The organism is Achromobacter deleyi, from assembly GCF_902859705.1.
Lineage (GTDB): Bacteria > Pseudomonadota > Gammaproteobacteria > Burkholderiales > Burkholderiaceae_B > Achromobacter > Achromobacter deleyi.
Genome location: NZ_CADIJO010000002.1, coordinates 88,745 through 102,872, shown reverse-complemented (window position 1 = coordinate 102,872; position 14,128 = coordinate 88,745). Strand labels below are relative to the sequence as shown.

The window sequence follows — 14,128 nt, the reverse complement described above, 5'->3', positions numbered from 1 at the left end:
TCAACGCAGGAATTGCGTGTACCAGGGCATTGCCACTTCCAGGCCCTGCAGCACGGTGTGCGTGGGCTGGTAACCCAGCAATCGGCTGCCCTTGCTGACGTCGGCCTGCGAATGGCGCACGTCGCCTGCGCGGAAGTCGCCATAGACCGGCTTCTTGCCATAGGCGACGTCTTGCTTGCCCAGCGCCTGCACCAGGAACCCGAACAGGTCGTTCAGGGTGCTGCGGCCGCTGACGGCCACGTTGTAGACCTGGTTGCGCGCCTCGGGCGGCGCCATGGCGGCCAGGATGTTGGCCTGCACGGCGTTGTCCACGAAGCAGAAGTCGCGGCTGGTCTCGCCGTCGCCGTTGATGGTGACGGCGTCGCCCTTGATCATGGCGGCGGTCCATTTCGGGATCACGGCGGCGTAGGCGCCGTCCGGGTCCTGGCGCTTGCCGAACACGTTGAAGTAGCGCAGCCCCACCGTCTCGAAGCCATACGAGCGCGCAAACACGCTGGCGTACAGTTCGTTGACGTACTTGGTGACCGCGTATGGCGACAGCGGATTGCCGATGTTCTCTTCGACCTTGGGCAGCGCCGGGTGGTCGCCGTAGGTGGAGCTGGAAGCCGCGTAGACGAAGGACTTCACTTCGGCATCGCGTGCGGCGACCAGCATGTTCAGGAAGCCGCCGATATTCACCTCGTTGGTGGTGATCGGGTCTTTCAGCGAACGCGGCACCGAACCCAGGGCCGCCTGGTGCAGCACGAAGTCCACGCCCGCGGTGGCGCGGCGGCAGGCTTCCAGGTCGCGGATGTCGCCTTCGATGAAGCTGAAGCGGCTCCATTGCTCGGGCGTCACGGCGCCTCGCACCTCGTCCAGGTTGCGCTGGTGGCCGGTGGCGAAGTTGTCCAGGCCGACCACGGTCTGGCCCAGCTTGAGCAGCGTTTCCAGCAGGTTCGAGCCGATGAAGCCGGCGCAGCCGGTCACCAGCCACTTGCGCGGCGCGGCGGAGAGTTCACGGGTAACGGTTTCGTAGCGGGTCGTCATGGCCGTTTCCCCTTACAGACGCAGATCGGATTCGGCGGGCGACAGCACGTACTTCAGGTCGTACAGGATGTGCTCGGCCTTGCCCAGTTTGCGGATGCCTTCGGCGCCCATGGCCTTGAACTGGTTGTGCGCCACTGCCAGGATCACGGCGTCGTACTTGCCCTCTTCAGGCTTGGCAACCGGCGTGATGCCGTATTCGTGCACCGCCTCTTCGGGTTCGACCCACGGGTCGTACACATCCACATCGACGTTGTAGTCGCCCAGTTCCTTGACGATGTCCACGATGCGCGTGTTGCGCAGGTCGGGGCAGTTTTCCTTGAAGGTCAGGCCCATCACCAGCACGCGTGCGCCTTGCACGTGGATGCGGCGCTTGGTCATGGACTTGACCAGTTGCGACACCACGTAGCCGCCCATCGAATCGTTCAGGCGGCGGCCCGCCAGGATGATCTCGGGGTGGTAGCCGATGGACTGCGCCTTGTGCGTCAGGTAGTACGGGTCCACGCCGATGCAGTGGCCGCCCACCAGGCCCGGACGGAACGGCAGGAAGTTCCATTTGGTGCCGGCGGCTTGCAGCACGGCTTCGGTATCGATGCCCATCTTGTTGAAGATCAGGGCCAGTTCGTTGATCAGCGCGATGTTGACGTCGCGCTGCGTGTTCTCGATCACCTTGGCGGCTTCGGCCACGCGGATGCTGGACGCCTTGTGCGTGCCGGCGGTGATGATCTGCTTGTACAGCTGGTCCACCAGTTCGGCGACTTCCGGCGTCGAGCCCGAGGTGACCTTCTTGATGGTGCTGACGCGGTGTTCCTTGTCGCCCGGGTTGATGCGCTCGGGGCTGTAGCCGGCGTAGAAGTCGACGTTGAACTTCAGGCCCGACACGCGTTCCAGCACCGGCACGCAGTCTTCCTCGGTGGCGCCGGGGTAGACGGTGGATTCGTAGATGACGATGTCGCCGCGCTTGAGCACGGCGCCGATGGTTTCGCTGGCCTTCACCAGCGGGGTCAGGTCGGGCTGCTTGTATTCGTCGATCGGCGTGGGCACGGTGACGATGAACACGTTGGCCTGGCCCAGCTCGGCGCGGTCGGCGGTGTAGCTCAGGTGGCTGGCTTCGGCCAGCTCGGCATCGCTGACTTCCAGCGTGTGGTCGTGACCCGCCTTCAGGGCGTCGATCCGGCGGGTGTTGATATCGAAGCCGATGACCGAGCGCTTCTTGCCGAACTCGACCGCCAGCGGCAGGCCGACATAACCCAGGCCGACAACCGCGAGTTTCACATCCTGAATACGCAACATAACTCTCCCTTCACCGTAAAACGATTACGGCATTTTAAATATGGTCGGGGTGATGGATAACCGGGCCCCCGGCGGATATCGCCGGGGCACCCAAGACTTAATCGGCCCGCAAGACGGAAGGCAGCAACAGCCACCCCGGACGGCGCCAGGACACCAGCCGCGCGTACAGCCAGATATAGACGCTGGCGAACACCACCAGGCTGGCGCCAAGCGCCCAGGCGTTGTCCCACCAGATGGTGGCGGGCACCAGGCCGATCAGGGCCAGCACCCACATGTACGGCGACGCCAGGGCGTTGCACAACGCCGGCACCGCATGGCGGCGGCCGCGACTGAAGGTCACGCGGACCAGGCGGCGGAACACCAGTTGGTGCAGGTGCAAGGCATCGGGCTGGTCCACCGGCACGCCACGCTTGAAGCGGCGGCGCCAGATGGAAAAGCCGGTTTCGAAGACGGGGTAGAACAGCACGGCCAGCGCGTAGAACGGCGACACCGAGGGGTTGCGCACCACCAGCAGCACGGCCAGTTCGGCCAGCATGAAACCCAGGAAATACGCCCCGCCGTCGCCCAGGAAGACGCGGCCGAACGGGAAATTCCAGACCAGGAAGCCCAGCGTGGCCGACGCCAGCGCCGCGGCAATCAGGAAGATCGGCACATCGCCGACCTGCAGCGCGACAAGGCTGATGGACACGGCCATCAGCGTAGCCACCATGCCGGCCAGGCCATTCATGCCGTCGACGATGTTCAGGGCATGGGTACAGCCGCCCACAGCGAACATGGTGAACAGCAGGGAAACAGGCCAATACGACAGGACGTAGTCGACCGGGGCCATGCCGACGCGGCTGACGCCGCCCAGCAGCCACCAGGCAATGGCAGCAGACAGGAAAGCCGCCAGCAGACGCTTGCTGGCGCCGATATCCTTGGTGATGTCTTCGAGCAGGCCCGCCACGAACACGGGCAGCGCCGACACGAACAGGGCCGGCCACAACCACGTCAGGGTCATATTGTCGGGCCCGAGCACCAACAGGCCCAGGAGCGTGCCGGCCAGCACGGCCAGGCCGCCGACGCGGGGCGTGGCGCGCGAGTGGTTCGCTTGCGGTTTGTTGAGGTCGGTGTCGCCGGTGAAGGCGCCATGCCAGCGCTCCGACGCCACGATGATTCCGCCCACCATGAACGCGACCACGCATATGTACAGCCAGGTCACAAGGTCACCTTTGGTTGGTCTATCGAGACAGGCCCGCCATTATCGGCGGCAGGTGTAACGCCCATATATGGGAGGAATAAGGAAGTGCAATGCACCGGGACAGAACGTAACACCCGCGGAAATACGGATTTCATGGATTAATTGTAGAGCTTTCCGTCTGGGCGCACGCGAAATCTGCAAGGGAAAACGCCAATATCTTCACAGGGAAACCGACCCGGGCGGCCCCCACCCTCGGGTCAGCAATCCGCACAGTATCCCCGATAAATAGGGACACATTATTTCAGGATAAAAAAAAGCCCGAGATCGTAAGATCTCGGGCTAAATCCACCAAAGGAGGAGGGTGGAGGAGACAACCGTGGCATGTTGGGAGCGGCCTGAAGGTTTCGCTCGCTACGCTGTCGGGGTCTGGCTTGCGGGTTTCGCTTGCCTTGGCACCGCACCGACTGCGTTTCAACATCCGATGAGATGCATAGTATCGGGTTTTTTTGTGCGATGCAAGAATTTTTTTAGGCTCGCGGCAGCGCGACATTCCGCGTTGCATTTTTGCCGCACGCTGCGCGGCGCATGCCTGGAAAGCCGCAGCCAGCAATGACCTTGCGACATGGCGGGTTTTTGCCGAACGGGTTAACCCCTTGCGGACTTACCCTAGACCCTGCCGGGTAATCCCGCCCTATGATTGGCACCAGAAAGGTGCATCCGGCACCAATATGCGGCAATTTTTGCGCATTGCAACATTTTTGCTCCCCACCCCGGGGCAGCGCGCGTTCAGATCCAGTACGCCGTCGTGGTCATGACCTTGGACATGGCCCGCATGGCCGTCTTGACCGGACCGGGCAGCGGCACGCCGCCGGCGGCCTCGGCGCTGGCGCGATGCTGGGCCTCGTCTTCCTTCATCTTCTGCACGATCTGGCGCGAGCGGGCGTCCTGCTCCGGCAAGGTGCGCAGGTGGCCGTCCAGGTGGGCCTCGACCTGCCGTTCGGTCTCGGCCATGAAACCCAGGTTGCGCGGCACGCCGGCGTAGCTGGCCAGCACGCCCAGCGCAAACGAGCCGGCGTACCAGACCGGGTTCAGCAGGCTGGGCCGGCTGCCCAGCTCGGCCAGCCGCTGGTTGCACCAGACCAGGTGGTCGACCTCTTCGCCGGCCGCTTCCAGCAGCAAGGCGCGCGGGCCGGGCTCGCGGCATGCCGCCGCCTGCCCCCGGTACAGCGCCTGGGCGCAGACCTCGCCGACGTGGTTGACCCGCATCAGTCCTGCCGCGTGGCGCTTTTCCTGTGCCGACAGCGTGTCGGGCGCCTCGTCAGCGGTGGCCGGATTCGGCCGGCCGGCGCTGGCGCTGCCGGACAGCACGCGCAGCGCGCGGTCGGCTTCGGCCAACAGGGCGTCCAGCGGACTGGTGCGACGCAGGAAAGAAGCGGGGCCGGATTGGAACAGGGCGGTGGACATGGACAACTCCTGGAATTGGGGCGCGCACACCCCTGATGCGGGGCGGGGCTCTCGTGCCTGGAATTGTACGCAACGGGTATCATCAGCCATTGACTGCGCTCAAGCACCCGCACAAGGACACCGACACATGGAATGCACGATCGACTGGGGCGGCCCCAATGGCATGCTCTTTACCGCCAGCACCGGCAGCGGCCACGTTGCCGTCATGGATGGCGCGGTGGACGGCGGCGGCCACAACCTGGCCCCCCGCCCGATGGAAATGCTGCTGGCCGGCACCGGCGGCTGCACCGCCTACGACGTGGTACTGATCCTCAAGCGCGGCCGCCACGCCGTGACCGGCTGCAGCGTCAAGCTGCAGGCCGACCGCGCCGATGTCGACCCCAAGGTGTTCACTCGCATCCATTTCGCCTTCACCGTCACCGGCCGCAACCTGCCGCGCGCGGCCGTCGAGCGCGCGGTGCAGCTGTCGCACGAGAAATACTGCTCGGCCTCGGCCATGCTGGAAAAGACCGCCGAACTGACTTTCTCGGTGGACATCGTCGACACCCAGGAAGCCCCCGCCACGGCCTGACGCGACCGCGCCCTTTCAGCCCTTACTCATTCTGTACCCATGAAACAATACCTGGACCTCGTTCAATCCATCCTGGACACCGGCGCGTGGCAGGAAAATCGGACGGGCATACGCACCCTGAGCATGCCGGGCGCCTCGCTGCGCTTTGACCTGCAGCAGGGCTTTCCCGCCGTGACCACCAAGAAGCTGGCCTTCAAGTCGGCCATCGGCGAGATGGTCGGCTTCCTGCGCGCCTCGCGCAGCGCCGCCGAATTCCGCGAACTGGGGTGCAAGGTCTGGGACCAGAACGCCAACGAGAACAGCCAGTGGCTGGCCAACCCGTACCGCGAAGGCCCCGACGACCTGGGCCCGGTCTATGGCGTGCAATGGCGCCAGTGGCCGGCCTACAAGGTGCTGGACGCCCACCGCCAGGAACAGATCGCCGACGCGCTGGGCCGCGGTTACACGAAGGTGGCCGACCTGCAGGAAGACGGCGCCCCCAAGGTGCTGCTCTATAAAGCCGTCGACCAGTTGCGCCAATGTCTGGACGCCATCCACGAGCGCCCGGGCGACCGCCGCATCCTGTTCCACGGCTGGAACTGGGCGCAGATCGAGGAAATGGCGCTGCCGCCCTGCCACCTGCTCTATCAATTCCTGCCCAACGCGACCACCCGCGAAATTTCCCTGTGCCTGTACATCCGCTCGAACGATGTCGGGCTGGGCACGCCGTTCAACCTGACCGAAGGCGCGGCGCTGCTGCACCTGGTGGGCCGGCTGACGGGTTACAAGCCGCGCTGGTTCACGTATTTCATTGGCGACGCCCACATCTACGAGAACCACCTGCCGATGCTGCGCGAACAGCTGACGCGTACGCCGTATGAAGCGCCCCAGCTCGTGCTGTCCGACCGCATTCCCGATTTTGCCCAGACCGGCCGCTACGAGCCCGAGTGGCTCGAGAAGGTCGAGCCGGGCGATTTCTCGCTGGCGGGCTACACCCACCACGCGCCACTCACCGCGCCCATGGCCGTTTGAGGCCATGGCGGTTCGGCCGCCTGGCGGCCGTCCGCCATGCCGGGACACGCAGGTGAAGATTGGTGAGCTTCTGGAAGCGCGTTTTCGGTATAACCCATCCCTTAGCCTCGGACGCGCGTCCAGCAAGCCTCGCGCGCCGTTGCTTCTGAACGGCCCATGCCGCGCCGTGCCTGCCGCTCGCCGCGAAACCGGGCACCCCGCCCGGCCTTCCCGGCCGCCTGCACCGCAGCGCCGCACCCCCTATCCAGAAAAGAGAGTACGTGAATCGCCAGCGTCGACAGCAGGACCCCCTTGCGGCCCGAATGCAACTGTTGACTACTAATTGATTTGAATTGAGGCCGGCGCGGCGGCTGTATGCGCTCAGGACAGGACCCCAAAAATGCTCGTTGGAACATATAACCCTTCGCTCGTCCTCGTATCCCTAGGGGTCGCCATCCTGGCGTCGTATACGGCGCTGGGCATGGCCAACCGCGTGCGGGCCGCGAACGGACTGCCGGCGGCGCGTTACTGGTTGGCCGGCGGCGCATTGGCCATGGGCATCGGCATCTGGGCCATGCATTTCGTCGGCATGCTGGCGTTCAGCCTGCCCATCCCCATGGGCTACGACCTGCCGCTGACCCTGCTGTCGCTGGTGATCGCGATCGGCTGCTCGGCCTTCGCGCTGTGGATCGTCTGCAAGGACGAGCTGCCCTGGCCGCGGTTGATCGCGGGCGCGCTGCTGATGGGCGCGGGCATCGCGGCGATGCACTATATCGGCATGGCTGCGATGCAGATGATGCCCGGCATCTCCTACAACCCGGCCTGGTTCGCGCTGTCCATCGGCATCGCCGTGGCGGCCTCGGGCGCCGCGCTCTGGATCACCTACCGCCTGCGCCAGGACGGCCCGCGGGTGGCGCTGTCGCGGCCGCTGGCGGCCGTGGTCATGGGCATGGCCATTGTCGGCATGCACTACACCGGCATGGAAGCGGCCGGCTTCCCGGAAGGCAGCATCTGCATGGCCGCCAACAGCGGCATTTCGGCGGGCTGGCTGGCCATTGCCGTGACCGCCGTGACCCTGAGCGTGCTGGCCATCGCCCTGGTGGTCGCCGTGCTGGACAACCGCCTGGAAGCGCGCACGTCCGCCCTGGCCTCGTCGCTGGCCGAGGCCAACGAAGAACTGGTGCAGCTGGCGTTGCACGACACCCTGACCAAGCTGCCCAACCGCATCCTGCTCGAAGACCGGCTGGAACAGGCCATTGAAAGCGCCAGCCGCCGCAAGGGCTATTTCGCCGTGCTGTTCTTCGATCTGGACGGCTTCAAGGCGGTCAACGACGCCTATGGCCACCATACCGGCGACGCCCTGCTGATCGACCTGGCCCAGCGCATTCGCCAGACGCTGCGCACGCAGGACACCGTGGCGCGCCTGGGCGGCGACGAATTCATCGTGCTGAGCGAGGTGGTGGAACCCACCGACGCCGCCAATGTGGCGGACCGCCTGATCGAGGCCATCGCGCGCCCGGTGATGGTGTACGGCCACGAAGTGCTGGTGACGTCCAGCGTGGGCATCGCCATCTACCCGAATGACGGCGAAGACACGCACGCGCTGCTGACCAACGCGGACGCCGCGATGTACCACGCCAAGCGCCTGGGCGGCACCGGCTACAGCTTCTTCGAGCCGTCCATGAACGCCGACGCGCACGAGCAGATCGAGCTGCTGCACGACCTGCGCCTGGCGCAGGAGCGCGACCAGTTCGTGCTGCACTACCAGCCCAAGTACGAAGCGCCCGCCGGCCCCATCATGGGCGCCGAGGCGCTGCTGCGCTGGAACCACCCCACCCGCGGCCTGGTGGGCCCGGATCAGTTCATTCCCACGGCGGAAAAGACCGGGCTGATCCTGTCGATCGGCGAATGGGTCATCAACGAAGCCTGCCGCCAGATGCGCGAGTGGATCAACGCGGGCCAGGGCCACTGGACCATCGCCGTGAACATCTCGGCGCTGCAGTTCGCCCACGCCGGGCTGGTCGAGACGGTGCGCAGCGCGCTGGCCCGGCACGACGTGCCGCCGTCCTGCCTGACGCTGGAAGTGACCGAATCCACCGCCATGCGCGACGCCGAGGCCAGCCTGACCGTGCTCAAGCGGCTGTCGGGCTTGGGCGTGACCATTTCCATCGACGACTTCGGCACCGGCTATTCCAGCCTGCTCTATCTGAAGCGGCTGCCGGCCACCGAATTGAAGATCGACCGCGGCTTCGTCAACCAGCTGGAAAACGACAACGAGGATGCCGCCATTGTCTCGGCCATCGTCGCGCTGGCCCAGCAACTGAACCTGCGCATCGTGGCCGAAGGCGTGGAAACGGCGGCGCAGCAGAAATTCCTGACCGGGCTGGGCTGCGACTCGCTGCAGGGCTTCCTGCTGGGCAAGCCGATGCCGGCCAGCGAATTCCTGGAACACGCGGCGGGCTGAATTTGCTACGCTTGGGGCCTTCCCGCCGGCCCTGCCGGCCGACTTCCCCAAGCATCCCGACCGCATGTCCGCCAGCCTTACCCTGATCGTCGCCTATTCCACCAACCGCGCCATCGGGCGCGACAACGCCCTGCCCTGGAAATTGCCGGGCGATCTGGCGCATTTCAAGCGCAGCACGCTGGGACACCCCATCATCATGGGGCGCAAGACGTGGGAATCGCTGGGCCGCCCCCTGCCCGGGCGCACCAATATCGTGGTCAGCCGCAATCCGGACTTCAGCGCCGCCGGCGCCACGCTCGTGCCCTCGCTGGAGGCGGCCATCGCCGCCTGCGGCGACAGCGCCGAGGCCTTCGTGATCGGTGGTGCGCAGATCTACACGCAGGCATTGCCGCTGGCCCACCGCATCCTGGCCACCGAAGTCCATGCCGAGGTCGAGGGCGACGCCTTCTTTCCGCTGCTGCCGGGCTTTCAGTGGAAGGAAACGGCGCGCGACGCGCAACCCGCCGAGAATGGCTACGACTACGACTTCGTCACGTACGAGCGCGGCTGACCCCGCACGGCCCTAGGCCGCGCCCGCATTGCGCATGAAGCGCCACAGCGCCGATGCCTCGGAATACGCCACGTTGAAGCGCACCCAGGGCGTATCGGCCTCGTCGGCCTCGAAATAGGAACCCGGCGCGAGCCAGATGCCGTCTTTCAGGGCCAACTCGGCCAGGCCGTTGGCGCCGCGTTCGCGCCACTGGCCGGCCACCTTCGCCCACAGGAACAGGCCGGCCTGGGGCCGCGCATAGACCTCGAAGCCATGCTGCGCCATCTGGCCCGCCACGTTGGCATGGGCCTGGGCCAGGCGTTCGCGGGTGCGCTCGATGTGCGCCCGGTAGCGGCCTTCGCGGATGACCTGATGGACGATGCGCTCCATGATCTCGGGCGACGTCAGGCCGACCGCCATCTTGGTGCGGGCGATGTCGCGGGTCAGGTCGCGGTGCGCCACCACGTAGCCCACCCGCACCGACGGGCTGATGACCTTGGAATAGCCGCCCAGGTAGACCACCCGGCGCCCGCCATCCAGCGCCGCCAGCATGGGTGTGACGCCCGGCGCGAGTTCCCGCGAGATGTCGTCTTCCACCACCCAGAGTCCATGGCGCTCGGCCAGTTGCAGGATGCGAAAGGCGTTGGCCATGCTGATGCTGGCCCCGGACGGATTCTGCAGCGCGGTGTTGACGAACAGCGCCCGCGGCCGGTGTTGCGAGGCCGCGCGCTCCAGCGCATCGCAATCCAGGCCGTCCAGGGTACGCGCCACCGGCACCACCCGCAGGCCGGCCAGGCGCAGCATCTGCAAGAGATTGGCGTAGGCCGGCTGCTCGACCAGTACGGTGTCGCCCGGCCGCAGCAGGGTGCGGATCACCATATCCAACCCGTGGGTCACGCCCTGGGTCAAGAGCACCTGGGAGACCTCGACCTCCATGCCCTGCGCGCTGAGGGTGGCGGCGATGGTTTCGCGCAGCGGCGCGTAGCCGTACGGATGGCCGTAGTGGGCAATGCGCATGGCCGGCACCCGGCCCATGTGGCGCAGCGCCACGTGCAACCCCTCTTCATTCAGCCATTCGCCGGGCAGCCAGCCGCAACCCGATTTGATGGGGATGGAGTGGTCCGCGAAGATGTCCGACAGCAGCCAGCTTGCATTCAAGCGGGGCGGCTCCCAGGATTGCGGCTCGCCCCGGCGCGCCGGGGCATCCGGCTGGGCCACCCGATAGCCGGCGCCTGGTCTTGCGGCCAGCCAGCCCAGCGACACCAGGCGGCTGTAGGCGCTGGCGACCGTGAAAGTGCTGACGGCGTGCTGGCGCGCGAACTCGCGCACCGAGGGTAGGGACATACCCGGACGCAGCAGTTGGGCCTCGATGGCTTGCAGAATGGCCGCCACCAGCTGGTCCACCAGCGTGGGGGCCTGGCCGCGGGCGCGCACGGGCTGGAAATCGATCACGGCAGGAAAGCTAACTGTACAGTTGTCATGCTTGCAACTATACAGTTAGCCCGCTTTGCGCGGATTGTATATTTTCAATCCGCGCGGGACGTACCAGAATCATTCGCATCCGCCGGCTGCCTGCACGCGACGCAAGCAAAGCCGGGCCTGTCACCCCCTGGAGCCGCCATGAACGCCCCCGCCGAGTTGCCCGACCTGTCCCATCTCTGGATGCCCTTCACTGCCAACAAACAGTTCAAGGCGCATCCCCGCATGCTGGCGGCAGCGAAAGGCATGTACTACACGTCGGCCGACGGTCGCCAGATCCTGGACGGCACGGCCGGCCTGTGGTGCGTGAACGCCGGCCACGGCCGCCAGGAAATCGTCGACGCGATTTCCCGCCAGGCCGGCATCATGGACTACGCCCCGGGCTTCCAGCTGGGCCACCCGCTGGCCTTCGAAGCCGCCACCGCCGTGGCCAGCTTCATGCCGCAGGGCCTGGACCGCGTCTTCTTCACCAACTCGGGGTCCGAGTCCGTCGACACCTCCCTGAAGATCGCCCTGGCCTATCACCGCGCCCGCGGCGAAGGCCAGCGTACCCGCCTGATCGGCCGCGAACGCGGCTACCACGGCGTGGGCTTTGGCGGCATCTCGGTCGGCGGCATCTCGACCAACCGCAAGACCTTCTCCGGCGCGCTGCTGCCCGCCGTGGACCACCTGCCCCACACCCACAACCTGGAGCAGAACGCCTATTCCAAGGGCCAGCCCGCCTGGGGCGCCCACCTGGCCGACGAACTCGAACGCATCATCGCGCTGCACGATGCGTCCACCATCGCCGCCGTGATCGTCGAGCCCATGGCCGGCTCCACCGGGGTGCTGATCCCGCCCAAGGGCTACCTGGAAAAACTGCGCGAAATTACGACCAAGCACGGCATCCTGCTGATTTTTGACGAAGTCATCACCGCCTACGGCCGCCTGGGCGCCGCCACCGCGTCCGAATTCTTCGGCGTCACGCCCGACCTGATCGCCATGGCCAAGGGCGTGAGCAACGCCGCCGTGCCCGCGGGCGCCGTCGCCGTGCGCCGCGAAGTGCACGACGCCATCGTCAACGGCCCGGCCGGCGGCATCGAGTTCTTCCACGGCTATACCTATTCGGCCCACCCGCTGGCCGCCGCCGCCATCCTGGCGACGCTGGACATCTACCGCCGCGAAGACCTGTTCAGCCGTGCCCGCAAGCTGTCGGGCGCGTTCGAGCAGGCGGCCCACAGCCTGAAGGGCGCACCGCACGTCATCGACGTACGCAACCTGGGCCTGGTGTCCGGCATCGAACTGGCGCCGCGCGCAGGTGCCCCCGGCGCCCGCGCCGCCGAAGTGTTCCAGAAATGCTTCGACAGCGGCCTGATGGTGCGCTACACCGGTGACATCATCGCCGTCTCGCCCCCGCTGATCATCGAAGAAGCCCAGATCGGGCAGCTGTTCGAGCAGATCGGCAAGGTGCTCAAGGAAGTTGCATGACGGGGCGCCCCGCCGCTGCGCCCACGCGGCGCCGACGGGGCCTTTGCCCCCACCCGCGCGCGGGCCAGCCCCGCGCGCACTGACACACACTCGCGGGCGGCCCTGGGCCGCCCTCCGGCATTTTCAAAGAACCCGTTCCGAGCCTTTCCCATGAAGAAGATTCCCCACTACATCAACGGCCAGCACTACGACGGCCGCAGCAACCGCTACGCCGACGGCTTCAATCCGGCCACCGGCGAAGTGACCACCTCGGTTCCGCTGGCATCCACCGACGAAGTGGCGCTGGCCGTGGCCTCGGCCAAGGCCGCCTTCCCGGCCTGGTCCGAGACGCCCGCGCTCAAGCGTTCGCGCGTGCTGTTCAACTTCAAGGCGCTGCTGGACAAGCACCAGGACGAGCTGGCCGAGCTGATCACCCGCGAACACGGCAAGGTGTTTTCGGACGCCAAGGGCGAAGTCATGCGCGGCATCGAGATCGTGGAGTTCGCCTGCGGCATTCCGCAGTTGCTCAAGGGCCAGTATTCCGACCAGATCGGCGGCGGCATCGACAACTGGAGCATGCGCCAGGCCTTGGGCGTGGTGGCCGGCATCACGCCGTTCAACTTCCCCATGATGGTGCCGTGCTGGATGTTCCCGGTAGCCATCGCCTGCGGCAACACCTTCGTGCTCAAGCCGTCCGAGCGCGACCCGTCGGCGTCGCTGCGCCTGGCCGAGCTGCTGACCGAAGCCGGCCTGCCCCCCGGCGTCTTCAACGTGGTGCATGGCGACAAGCAGGCCGTGGACGCATTGATCTCGCACCCTGACGTCGAGGCCCTGTCCTTCGTCGGCTCGACCCCCATCGCCGAATACATCTACGCCGAAGGCACCCGCCGCGGCAAGCGCGTGCAGGCCCTGGGCGGTGCCAAGAACCACCTGGTGGTGATGCCCGATGCCGACCTGGACCAGGTCACCGACGCCCTGATGGGCGCGGCCTACGGCTCGGCCGGCGAACGCTGCATGGCCATCTCGGTGGCCGTGGCAGTGGGTGACGTCGCCGACAAGGTGGTCGAGCGCCTGATCCCGCGCGTCAAGGCCCTGGTGGTCAAGGACGGCATGAACGGCGACGCCGAGATGGGTCCGCTGGTCACGGCCCAGCACCGCAACAAGGTCATCGGCTACATCGAGGACGGCGTTGCCGCCGGCGCCGACATGCTGGTCGACGGCCGCGGCCTGAAGGTGCCGGGCAACGAAAAGGGCTTCTTCCTGGGCGGCACGCTGTTCGACAACGTCAAGCCGGCCATGAACATCTACCGCGAAGAAATCTTCGGACCGGTGCTATGCATCGTGCGCGTGCCTGATTTCGCGTCGGCGGTGGAACTCATCAATGCCCATGAATTCGGCAACGGTGTGGCCTGCTTCACGTCCGACGGCGGCGTGGCACGCGCGTTCGCGCGCCAGATCAAGGTCGGCATGGTCGGCATCAACGTGCCGATCCCGGTGCCCATGGCCTGGCATTCGTTCGGCGGCTGGAAGCGGTCGCTGTTCGGCGACCACCACGCCTACGGCGAAGAAGGCATCCGCTTCTATTCGCGCTACAAGAGCGTGATGCAGCGCTGGCCGGACAGCATCGCCAAGGGCGCGGAATTCACCATGCCCGTGGCCAAGTAAACGCGCCACGCGCGTCCACACCGC

At 66.4% G+C, this 14,128-nt stretch carries 11 protein-coding genes; 6 read left to right on the top strand and 5 right to left on the bottom strand.

What is annotated here, in order from left to right:
* From HV798_RS02970 to coq7, 4 genes are all read right to left on the bottom strand, one after another.
* The gene (locus HV798_RS02970; protein WP_175191407.1) at positions 1–1,026 is read right to left on the bottom strand and encodes an SDR family oxidoreductase; all 1,026 of its coding nucleotides are present in this window, start codon (positions 1,024–1,026) and stop codon (positions 1–3) included.
* A gap of 12 nt (positions 1,027–1,038) precedes the next feature.
* On the bottom strand, positions 1,039–2,316 hold the full coding sequence (gene tviB / locus HV798_RS02965; RefSeq protein WP_175191408.1) for a Vi polysaccharide biosynthesis UDP-N-acetylglucosamine C-6 dehydrogenase TviB: 1,278 nt from the start codon (positions 2,314–2,316) through the stop codon (positions 1,039–1,041).
* Positions 2,317–2,413: 97 nt separating this feature from the next.
* Positions 2,414–3,517, bottom strand: a complete 1,104-nt coding sequence (locus HV798_RS02960) for an MraY family glycosyltransferase (protein ID WP_175191409.1) — start codon at positions 3,515–3,517, stop codon at positions 2,414–2,416.
* 765 nt (positions 3,518–4,282) lie between these two features.
* Positions 4,283–4,960, bottom strand: a complete 678-nt coding sequence (coq7, locus tag HV798_RS02955) for a 2-polyprenyl-3-methyl-6-methoxy-1,4-benzoquinone monooxygenase (RefSeq protein WP_025139407.1) — start codon at positions 4,958–4,960, stop codon at positions 4,283–4,285.
* A 127-nt stretch (positions 4,961–5,087) separates the two neighbouring features.
* Between coq7 and HV798_RS02950 the strand changes: the two genes are divergently transcribed.
* The 4 genes from HV798_RS02950 (at position 5,088) to HV798_RS02935 (ending at position 9,535) form a co-directional block, all read left to right on the top strand.
* Positions 5,088–5,531, top strand: coding sequence for an OsmC family protein (locus tag HV798_RS02950; protein ID WP_025139406.1), 444 nt, complete (start codon positions 5,088–5,090; stop codon positions 5,529–5,531).
* Positions 5,532–5,570: 39 nt separating this feature from the next.
* Positions 5,571–6,542 (top strand): thymidylate synthase, encoded by a 972-nt coding sequence (locus tag HV798_RS02945; RefSeq protein ID WP_175191410.1) that lies wholly within the window; start codon positions 5,571–5,573, stop codon positions 6,540–6,542.
* A 379-nt stretch (positions 6,543–6,921) separates the two neighbouring features.
* Complete coding sequence (locus HV798_RS02940) at positions 6,922–8,985, top strand: putative bifunctional diguanylate cyclase/phosphodiesterase (RefSeq protein WP_025139404.1); 2,064 nt, start codon at positions 6,922–6,924, stop codon at positions 8,983–8,985.
* A 64-nt stretch (positions 8,986–9,049) separates the two neighbouring features.
* Positions 9,050–9,535 carry a dihydrofolate reductase gene (locus HV798_RS02935; RefSeq protein ID WP_175191411.1) on the top strand — a complete coding sequence of 162 codons (486 nt, stop codon included), beginning with the start codon at positions 9,050–9,052 and terminating at the stop codon, positions 9,533–9,535.
* A 12-nt stretch (positions 9,536–9,547) separates the two neighbouring features.
* Here the strand turns inward: HV798_RS02935 and HV798_RS02930 are convergent, their stop codons facing one another.
* Complete coding sequence (locus HV798_RS02930) at positions 9,548–10,966, bottom strand: aminotransferase-like domain-containing protein (RefSeq protein ID WP_025139402.1); 1,419 nt, start codon at positions 10,964–10,966, stop codon at positions 9,548–9,550.
* A gap of 168 nt (positions 10,967–11,134) precedes the next feature.
* On the opposite strand from HV798_RS02930, the gene aptA reads away from it, so the two are divergent.
* Both aptA and HV798_RS02920 read left to right on the top strand, forming a co-directional pair.
* Positions 11,135–12,460 (top strand): omega-aminotransferase AptA, encoded by a 1,326-nt coding sequence (gene aptA / locus HV798_RS02925; protein ID WP_175191412.1) that lies wholly within the window; start codon positions 11,135–11,137, stop codon positions 12,458–12,460.
* A gap of 150 nt (positions 12,461–12,610) precedes the next feature.
* Positions 12,611–14,104 (top strand): CoA-acylating methylmalonate-semialdehyde dehydrogenase, encoded by a 1,494-nt coding sequence (locus HV798_RS02920; RefSeq protein ID WP_175191413.1) that lies wholly within the window; start codon positions 12,611–12,613, stop codon positions 14,102–14,104.
* Positions 14,105–14,128: the final 24 nt, after the last annotated feature.